Annotated in this window: 10 protein-coding genes and 1 tRNA gene; 6 read left to right on the top strand and 5 right to left on the bottom strand. The window is 68.9% G+C overall.

Going from position 1 to position 9,072, the window contains the following annotated elements; genetic code table 11:
• Nucleotides 1-5 precede the first annotated feature (5 nt).
• The 5 genes from Q0907_RS01900 to hemA form a co-directional block, all read right to left on the bottom strand.
• Nucleotides 6-341 carry a helix-turn-helix domain-containing protein gene (locus Q0907_RS01900; protein ID WP_296282006.1) on the bottom strand — a complete coding sequence of 112 codons (336 nt, stop codon included), beginning with the start codon at nt 339-341 and terminating at the stop codon, nt 6-8.
• 16 nt (nt 342-357) lie between these two features.
• Entirely contained in the window at nt 358-876 is a 519-nt protein-coding gene (gene moaB / locus Q0907_RS01905) for a molybdenum cofactor biosynthesis protein B (RefSeq protein ID WP_299340979.1), read from the bottom strand.
• A 25-nt stretch (nt 877-901) separates the two neighbouring features.
• Nucleotides 902-1,351: a GNAT family N-acetyltransferase gene (locus Q0907_RS01910; protein ID WP_299340982.1), complete on the bottom strand. Its 450-nt coding sequence runs from the start codon at nt 1,349-1,351 to the stop codon at nt 902-904.
• Between the two features lie 209 nt (nt 1,352-1,560).
• The gene (prfA, locus tag Q0907_RS01915) at nt 1,561-2,646 is read right to left on the bottom strand and encodes a peptide chain release factor 1 (protein WP_299340984.1); all 1,086 of its coding nucleotides are present in this window, start codon (nt 2,644-2,646) and stop codon (nt 1,561-1,563) included.
• A complete protein-coding gene (gene hemA / locus Q0907_RS01920) occupies nt 2,624-3,904 on the bottom strand; it encodes a glutamyl-tRNA reductase (protein ID WP_299340986.1) in 1,281 nt (426 codons plus the stop codon). The genes prfA and hemA overlap by 23 nt, the downstream gene beginning before the upstream one ends.
• A 68-nt stretch (nt 3,905-3,972) precedes the next feature.
• Here hemA and Q0907_RS01925 point away from each other — a divergent pair, with 68 nt between their 5' ends.
• The 6 genes from Q0907_RS01925 (at nt 3,973) to Q0907_RS01950 (ending at nt 9,029) form a co-directional block, all read left to right on the top strand.
• The gene (locus Q0907_RS01925) at nt 3,973-5,658 is read left to right on the top strand and encodes a hypothetical protein (protein ID WP_299340987.1); all 1,686 of its coding nucleotides are present in this window, start codon (nt 3,973-3,975) and stop codon (nt 5,656-5,658) included.
• Nucleotides 5,655-6,305 (top strand): lipoprotein insertase outer membrane protein LolB, encoded by a 651-nt coding sequence (gene lolB / locus Q0907_RS01930; protein ID WP_299340989.1) that lies wholly within the window; start codon nt 5,655-5,657, stop codon nt 6,303-6,305. The genes Q0907_RS01925 and lolB overlap by 4 nt, the downstream gene beginning before the upstream one ends.
• Nucleotides 6,302-7,192, top strand: a complete 891-nt coding sequence (gene ispE, locus Q0907_RS01935) for a 4-(cytidine 5'-diphospho)-2-C-methyl-D-erythritol kinase (protein ID WP_299340991.1) — start codon at nt 6,302-6,304, stop codon at nt 7,190-7,192. Before lolB ends, ispE begins: the two co-directional genes overlap by 4 nt.
• Nucleotides 7,191-7,266: transfer RNA gene (locus tag Q0907_RS01940), tRNA-Gln, on the top strand. The genes ispE and Q0907_RS01940 overlap by 2 nt, the downstream gene beginning before the upstream one ends.
• 37 nt (nt 7,267-7,303) lie before the next feature.
• A complete protein-coding gene (locus Q0907_RS01945; protein ID WP_055940747.1) occupies nt 7,304-8,263 on the top strand; it encodes a ribose-phosphate diphosphokinase in 960 nt (319 codons plus the stop codon).
• A 112-nt stretch (nt 8,264-8,375) separates the two neighbouring features.
• Complete coding sequence (locus tag Q0907_RS01950) at nt 8,376-9,029, top strand: 50S ribosomal protein L25/general stress protein Ctc (protein WP_296281988.1); 654 nt, start codon at nt 8,376-8,378, stop codon at nt 9,027-9,029.
• Nucleotides 9,030-9,072 lie beyond the last annotated feature (43 nt).

Here is a 9,072-nt window from a genome sequence, read left to right on the forward strand (position 1 = left end):
GGGAATCAGCGCTTGCGGCGCGGTTGTCCGGCCATGCTGCGCGCGACTTCGAGCAGTGCGCCCTGCTGGCGGGTGTTGAGCGCGCGGTAAGCGGCGAGCAGGTCGTGTTCGCCCTGCGTGCGCGCGGGGTCCAGCGTGGTCGCCAGTTCGGAGAGCAGCGCACCGGCCGGGACACCGAAGGCGCGCGCCAGGGCGGCGAGCTGGTCGCCGCCGGGCATCTTCTCGCCGGCGAGCCAGGATTTCACGGTTGCCACGCCGGCGCGCGGGATGGCGGCGGCAAGGTCGGCGGCGGTCAGGCCGCTGGCTTTGGCCAGCAGGCGCAGGGTGGCATCGAGTGACATGTCGGGTGCTCCTTGCTCATTCCTTCAGGCGGGGCCGCAGCGTGGCCAGGTTGCAGGGACGCGTGCGGGCATCCAGTTGGGCACGGATGATCTTCTCCCACGCCGTGCGACACGCCGAGGTGGAACCGGGCAGGCAGAAGATGAAGGTCTGGTTGGCCAGGCCGGCGAACGCGCGCGACTGCAACGACGACGTGCCGATTTCCTCGACGCTGACGTGCCGGAACAGCTCGCCGAAGCCGGGCATTTCCTTGTCCAGCAGCGGCAGCAGTGCTTCGGGCGTGGAGTCGCGGCCGGTGAAGCCGGTGCCGCCGGTGACCAAGATGCCGTCCACCGCGGGATCGGCGATCCACTGCGAGACCTGCGCGCGCAGGCGGTAGCGGTCGTCCGGCAGCAGCGCGCGTTCGTGCATGCGGTGGCCTTCCTGCGCAAGGGCGTGGGCGAGGTAGTCGCCGGAGCGGTCCTCGGCGAGCGTGCGGCTGTCGGAGACGGTCAGCACGCAGAGGTGCAGCGGGATCAGGGTGTCGGCATGGCTCATGGCCGCAGGGTAGCGCAATCGAGGGTCAGTCGAGGGACAGGCGGAAGCGCAAGGTGCCTTCGTACGGGATCCAGCCCATCGCGCGATACAGCGCCTGCGCGGCGGCGTTGTCGTGGTCGGTTTCCAGTTCCAGCCGCAACGCGCCGTCGGCGCGGGCGAAGTCGGCGGCCGACGACAGCAACGCTCGCGCGATGCCGTTCCGGCGTGCGTCCGGCAGCACCAGCAGGTCGTTGAGGACCCACACGTGCGCGGCGCTGACGGAGGAGAACGCGGGGTAGAGCTGGGTGAAGCCGACGGCCTGCGCGTCGATCCACGCGAGCAGCACGACGGATTCGGCGCGCTCCAGGCGTGCGCGCATGAACGCGCGCGCCAGGGCGGGGTCCGACGGTTTTCCGTAGAACACGCGGTACCTGTCGAACAAGGGGACGATCGTGTCGAGGTCGGCGAGTGTCGCGCGGGTGATCGAGAGATCCATGGTGTTTTCCTAGTATCGCGATGCAACCCGCGGCAGGCCCCCGGTTGCCTCGATGCCGTCATTCCGGCGCAGACATCGACCCAGCGCCGTTCACTTTCCGCATGGCAATGGAGTCACCCGCGCGTCACTGCATTCCGGCTCGACCCGCCACTCGGCGGTTGGCGGCCGCCGGCGCGAGGGAGTGGGCAGCGTGGAGACGACCTCCCGGATCACGCCGCTTCCGTCAGCCGCGCAAGTTCATCCGCCAGATGCTCGCGGCTGAGGCGGTCGATCAGTTCGTCCAGGTCGCCCTGGATGATGTTGGGCAGGTCGTACAGGGTGAGGCCGTCGACGCGGTGGTCGGTGATGCGGCCCTGCGGGAAGTTGTAGGTGCGGATGCGCTGGCTGCGGTCGCCGCTGCCGACCTGCAGCTTGCGCGTCTCCGCCTGCGCGGCCTGCTGCTTGCTGCGCTCGGCATCCAGCAGCTGCGCTTTCAGCCGCTTCATCGCCTTGTCGCGGTTGGCGTGCTGGCTGCGCTCGGTCTGGCATTCCACCACCACGCCACTGGGCACGTGGGTGATGCGGATCGCCGACTCGGTCTTGTTGACGTGCTGCCCACCGGCGCCGGACGAGCGGAAGGTGTCCACCTTCAGGTCGGCGGGGTTGATGAGGATGTCGTCCACCTCGTCCACGTCCGGGATGATCGCTACCGTCGCCGCCGACGTGTGGATGCGGCCCTGCGATTCGGTCTCGGGCACGCGCTGCACGCGGTGGGTGCCGGATTCGAACTTGAGCTTGGAATACGCGCCGCGGCCGACGACGCGCGCCACGATTTCCTTGTAGCCGCCGTGCTCGCCCGGGCTGTCGGATTCGATCTCCACCCTCCAGCCTTGGCGCTCGGCGTAGCGCGCGTACATGCGGAACAGGTCGCCGGCGAAGATCGCGGCCTCGTCGCCGCCGGTGCCGGCGCGCACTTCCAGGAACAGGTTGCCGTCGTCGCGGTGGTCCTTCGGCAACAGCAGCAGCATCAGTTCGTCATCCAGCTGCGCAAGGCGCTGGCGGGCTGCTTCGATCTCCTCGTCGGCCAGTTCGGCCAGTTCCGGGTCGTCGCGCATCGCCTGTGCGGCGACCAGGTCGGCTCGCGCGCGCTTTTCCTCCGCCATGGCCGTGGCGACGGGTTCCAGTTGGGAAAACTCGCGCGAGAAACTGCGGAAACGGTCGCTGTCGCCGATCACGCCGGGGTCGGCGAGCAGGCGTTCGAGTTCTTCCCGGCGTTCGGCCAGCGCTTCGAGCTTACGGCGCAGCGTCGGCGTCATCGTCTTTCTTCACGTGGGAGTAGGGCGGCTGCGCCGGGAACAGGCGATCCGCGGCGCGCGTCAGTTCCGCATCGCCGCTCATCGCCGCCTCGCGCAGGGCGGCGGTCGGCGGATGCAGCAGGCGGTTGGTCAGTGTGTGGGCGAGGAACTCCAGTACCTGCTCGGGTTCCCGCCCGTTGGCGAGTTGCTGCCGCGCCTTCGCCAGCACGTCCTCGCGCGTGGTCTCGCCCAGCGCGCGCAGCCGCTTGAGCGGCTCCTGGCGGGAGCCGGCCAGCAGGCTTTCCATGAAGCGGCCGACCTGTACGTCGATGATGGCTTCCGCGGCATCGGCGGCCTCGCGCCGGCTGCGGCGGTTGTCCTCGACCGCGCGCTCGAGGTCGTCGACGGTATAGAGGTAGGCGTCGCGCAGTTCGGCCACGGATGCTTCGATATCCCGCGGCACGGCAAGGTCGAACAGCAGCATCGGCTTGTGCTTGCGCTTGGCCAGTGCGGCGGCCACCTGTACCTGCAGCACGACCGGCTCGCGCGCGGCGGTGGCGGAGAACACCACGTCGGCCTCGGCCAGGTGGCGTTCCAGTTCAGCCAGGGGCAGGGCGTAGCCGCCGTGGCGCGTGGCCAGTTCCTGCGCGTGCGCCAGCGTGCGGTTGGCGACCAGCAGGCGCCGCACCTTGCCTTCGCTCAGGTGCTTGGCGGCCAGTTCGATGGTTTCGCCGGCGCCGACCAGCAGCACGGTGGATTCGCTGAGGCGGGCGAAGGAGTTCTGCGCCAGGCGCACGGCGGTGGAGGCCACGGAAACGGGGTTCGCGCCGACGCGGGTATCGGTGCGCGCACGCTTGGCGACGGCGAAGGTCTGCTGGAACAGGCGGTCCAGGCGGTTGCCGAGCGCACCGTGTTCGCGCGCCGTAGCCCAGGCGTCCTTCACCTGGCCGAGGATCTGCGGTTCGCCCAGCACCATCGAGTCCAGCCCGGTGGCGACCCGGAACAGGTGGCGGACGGCATCGGCGTCGCGGTGACGGTAGAGATAGCCTTCGAGCCCCTCGGCGTGGGTCGCCAGCCAGCTCGCCAGCACGTCACCGTCTTCCGCCACCGCGTACAGCTCGGTGCGGTTGCAGGTCGACAGCAGGGCGGCTTCCACCACGTCGGGCAGCGCCCGCAGCGACGACAGCGCATGCGGCACCGTGCCGGCGTCGAACGCCACCCGCTCGCGCAGGTCGACCGGCGCAGTCTGGTGGTTCAATCCGAGGACCCACAACGTCATCGTTCAGGCGCTTGCAGTAAGCTGCTGGCTCATATCAGGGCCGCCATTTTACGGCCGACGTGACCTTCATGCCCGAAATGATTCGCAGCTGGTTCGCCCTGCTGGTCCTCGCGGCCGCGATACCGTCCGCCGCCGCGGCCACGACGACATCGCCGGCCGCCCCGCAGGACGACGCGCTGGCCACGGTGATGGCGGGGGAATTCGCCCTGCAGGCCGGCCAATTGCCCGAGGCCGCGCGCTGGTACCTCGATGCCGCCCGGCGCGACGACGACGCCGGCCTGGCCGAGCGCGCCACGCGCATCGCCCTGCTGGCCAAGGACGATGCCCGCGCGGCGGATGCGTTGAAGTTATGGCGGGCACGCTCGCCGAGGACGCTTGCCCTGCGTGGCGCGGAGGCCACGCTCGCCATGCGCCAGGGCCAGTCGCGCGTTGCGCGTCGCGAACTGGCGGCGCTGATGAAGGAAACCGATGACCTGGGCTGGCGCTACGCGCTGACCGCCCTGGGCAGCGGCAGCAAGGACCCGGCGCTGGCGCCGCGACTGTTGCGGGAGCTGGTCGACGACGGCGCCATCCCCGACAAGCTGCAGCCGTGGCTGGCCTTCACCGGGCTCGCCCAGCAGTTGGACCAGGCCGCGCTGGCCGAGCGCATGGTCGGCGAGGTGGTGAAACGCTTCTCCGGCGAGCCGCTGGTCGCGTTGCTGCAAGCCAGCCAACTGCTGCAGGCGGACCGCAAGGAGGAGGCGCGCGCGGTCCTCGACACGCTGCTGCCGAAGGCGGCCACCGATGCCGCCCTCCGGCTCAAGCTCGCGGAAGAGTACGACCGCCTCGGCGATCCGGCAGCCGCCTCCCGCGCCATGGGGCAGGGGCCGCAGGACACGCTGACCTACGGCCTGCGCGCGCAACTGCTCGCCAAGGCCGACGACAAGACCGCCCTCAACGCGCTTTACGAGGAGCTGAAACAGGCCAGTGCAGGCCAGCCCACCGAGTACAGTCCGGACCGCAGGCTGTTGCTGGGCCAGATGGCCGAGTTCCTGGAGCGGCGCGAGGAAGCGCTCACCTGGTACCGCAGTGTCCCGGCCGGCGACCAGCGTGCCGAAGCCCGCTTGCGCGCCATCAAGGCCCTGTTCGACCTGGGTCGCAAGGACGACGCCTTCGCCGAGGCGCGTGCACTCCAGGGAGATGCGACGGTCGACGACGGCACGCGTCGCGACGCTTACCTGATGGAAGCCGAGTTGCGGCAGAAGGACGAACAGGACGCCGGCGAACTGGACGTGTTCGCGCGCGGACTGGCCGCGTACCCCGACGATCTGGCCCTGCTCTATTCGCGTGGCCTGGCCTGGGAGCGGCGCGACCGCATCGACCATGCCGAGGCCGACTTCCGCCGCATCCTGGTGATCGAGCCGGACAACGTGGCGGCGCTGAATGCGCTGGGATACACGCTCGCCGATCGCACCACGCGCTACCAGGAGGCGCTGGAGCTGATCGGCCGGGCGCGTACCGCGGCGCCGGATGATGCCGCCATCATCGACAGCTACGGCTGGGTGCTGTACCGGCTGGGCCGCAACGCGGAGGCGCTGGTCGAGCTGAGGCGCGCGTTCACGCTGCAGAAGGACCCCGAAATCGCCGCGCACGTGGCTGAAGTGCTGTGGGTGATGGGGCAGAAGGAGGAAGCGCGCCGTTACTTCGACGAGGCCCGCAAGCTCGACCCCGACAACCGCTCGCTGCTGCGGGCGCTGGAGAAGACAGGCGCATGAAGGTTTCAGGATTCCTGCTGGCGGGGCTGGCGGCCCTGTCGATGGCCGGCTGTGCGACGCGCAGCGCCACGGTGGACTCACCGGTCCTGCGCGACCCGGCAGCCCTGGCGGCCGCACAGGCCGGACAGGCGACGCGTGCCGCGTGGCTGGCTTCGCAAGCGGACTGGTCGTTTGCCGGACGCGTGGCCGTCAACGCCAACGGCAAAGGGGGCAGCGGCCGCATCGACTGGCAGCAGACCGGCACGGACTATCTCGTCGCGCTGAGCGCGCCGGTGACCCGTCAGAGCTGGCGGCTGGACGGCGACCTGGTGACCCGCGCCGCACGGCTGGAGGGACTCGAGGGCGGGCCGCGCGAAGGTGCCGATGCCGACCGGCTGTTGCGCGACGCCACGGGCTGGGACATTCCGGTCGCGTCGATGGTGCACTGGGTCCGCGGTGTCGCCGATCCCGCCGTTTCCATCGATGGCGTGGAGTACGACATCGAGGGTCGCCTGCGCACCCTGACCCAGCAGGGGTGGCGCGTGGATTACCTGGACTGGTTTCCGGCCGAGGGTGCCCGCCCGATCATGCCGCGTCGCATGGAGGCCCGGCGACAGGGCGCCTCGGTGAAGGTCGCCATCGATCAGTGGCAGTTGGCGACGCAGTGAGCGCATTCCCGGCTGCGGAAGGCTGGTCGGCCTGGCCGGCGCCGGCCAAGCTCAACCTGGCCCTGCAGATCACCGGCCGGCGTGCGGACGGTTACCACCTCCTGCAGACGGTCTTCCGGCTGCTGGAGTGGGGCGATCAGGTCCACCTGCGGTGCCGTGGAGATGGCCGGGTTTGCCGGATCGGTGAGTCCGTTCCCGGCGTTCCGGAGGCGGATGACCTCGTTGTCCGCGCGGCCAACTTGTTGAAAAATGAAGCCAATGTCGCGCAAGGTGTAGACATCGGAGTGGAAAAGCGCATTCCCGCGGGGGGTGGGTTCGGTGGTGGATCTTCCGACGCGGCGACGGTGCTGGTGGCGCTGGACCGACTATGGGGGTGCAATCTGGGCATGGACCGCCTGGCGGCATTGGGCCTCCGGCTGGGGGCCGACGTGCCCGTCTTCGTCCGCGGCGAGAATGCCTGGGCGGAAGGCGTGGGCGAGGTCCTGACGCCGTTGGCGCTTCCGCCCGCCTGGTACCTGCTGGTGGATCCCGGCGTCCATGTACCTACGGCGGCCCTGTTCGCATCGCCGCATTTGACGCGTGATGCTGCACCCGCGAAAATATCGGACTTCGTTTCGGGATCACTGCTCGGCAACGTGTTCGAGCCGGTCGTGCGTCGCCGGGAGCCTCCCATCGAGGCGGTCTTCCAGGCCCTGTCGCACGTCGGTACGCCACGATTGACGGGTTCCGGCGGCGGCTGCTTCGTGGAGTTCGCCGATCGGGACTCGGCCGAGGCCGCGCTGGCGACCTTGCCGTCCGGGCTGCATGCCTGGGTGGTGGAGGGCGCCGCGCGATCGCCACTGCTGCGCGCGCTGGCATCGTGTCGCGGGACGGAGAAAAACGCCTAGGGGCGTCGCCAAGTGGTTAAGGCACCGGGTTTTGATCCCGGCATTCGTAGGTTCGAATCCTTCCGCCCCTGCCAATTCACCCGTGTCACGCTGCGCCTGCCGAGACGACCCATGCAAGACGAACGCAACCTGCTTGTCTTCTCCGGCAACGCCAACAAGCCGTTGGCGAACAGCATCTGCCGCGAGTTGGGCGTGCGTCCGGGCAAGGCGCTGGTATCCCGGTTCTCCGACGGCGAAGTGCAGGTGGAGATCCAGGAAAACGTGCGCCGGCAGGAAGTGTTCGTCGTGCAGCCCACGTGCGCGCCGAGTGCCGAGAACCTGGTGGAACTGCTGGTCCTGATCGACGCGCTGAAGCGCGCATCGGCCAGCAGCGTCACCGCGGTGGTGCCGTATTTCGGCTACGCCCGCCAGGATCGCCGCATGCGCTCTTCGCGCGTGCCGATCACGGCGAAGGTGGCGGCGAAGATGTTCGGCGCCGTCAGCGCGGACCGCGTGCTGACGGTCGACCTGCACGCCGACCAGATCCAGGGTTTCTTCGATATCCCGGTCGACAACGTGTACGCGTCGCCGCTTCTGCTGGCCGACATCTGGCGCGCCTACGGCACGGAGAACCTGCTGGTCGTGTCGCCTGACGTGGGTGGCGTGGTCCGCGCCCGTGCGGTGGCCAAGCGCCTGGACGACGCCGACCTGGCGATCATCGACAAGCGCCGTCCGCGCGCCAACGTCGCCACGGTGATGAACATCATCGGCGACGTTGAAGGCAAGGACTGCGTGCTGGTGGACGACATCGTCGACACCGCCGGTACGCTCTGCGCCGCGGCGGCGGCGCTGAAGCAGCATGGCGCCAACAAGGTGGCCGCGTACTGCACGCACCCCGTGCTGTCGGGCCCGGCGGTGGACAACTTGAACAATTCGGTGCTCGATGAACTCGTCGTCACCGATACCATCCCGCTCTCGCCGCAGGCGCAGGGCTGCAGCAAGATCCGCCAGCTGTCTGTGGCGGAACTGCTGGCGGAAACGATCCGCCGCATCGCCTTCGGCGAGTCGGTCAGTTCGCTGTACGTGGATTGAGTCTCCGCTGCGCCCCGGTTCACCGGTGCGCGGCTTTCCGGGTTCATCTGGTCGCGGGTGAACCTTTCATCAGATCGCCGAAGGGCGGTCCAACAACTAGGTAGTGAATCCAATGGCTAAGACGCATGAAATCAAGGTCGAGCGCCGCGAAGACGAGGGTAAGGGTGCGAGCCGCCGCCTCCGTCACGCGGGCACCGTGCCTGCCATCGTTTACGGTGGCGAACTGAAGCCGGTCAGCATCCAGCTGAACCATAACGAAGTCTGGCTGGCCTCCCAGCACGACTGGTTCTACTCGTCGATCCTGGACCTGAGCCTCAACGGCGACATCCAGAAGGTGCTGCTGCGTGACATGCAGCGCCATCCGTTCAAGCAGCAGATCATGCACCTGGACTTCCAGCGCGTGAACGAGAACGAGACGCTGCGCACCGCAGTGCCGCTGCACTTCCTCAACGAAGACAAGTCGCCGGCCGGCAAGTCCGCCGAAGTCGTGGTCACCCACGAGCTGAACGAAGTCGTCGTCGAGTGCCTGCCGAAGGACCTGCCGGAATTCATCGAGATCGACCTGGCCGACCTGGCCATCGGCGCGGTGGTCCACCTGTCGGAAGTGAAGCTGCCGGCCGGCGTCACCATTCCCGAACTGAAGCTGGGCAAGGAACACGACGTCGCCGTCGTGATCGCCAAGCACGGCAAGGAAGAGGTCGAGGAAGCGCCGGCGGAATCGGCGGAAGTGCCGGCGTCCAAGGTCGCCAAGAAGGACGACAAGTAATCGCGTGATCCTGCGCCCGCTTCGGCGGGCGCAGGTGCGCGGT

It is taken from the genome of uncultured Pseudoxanthomonas sp., from assembly GCF_947498795.1.
Classification (GTDB): Bacteria; Pseudomonadota; Gammaproteobacteria; order Xanthomonadales; family Xanthomonadaceae; genus Pseudoxanthomonas_A.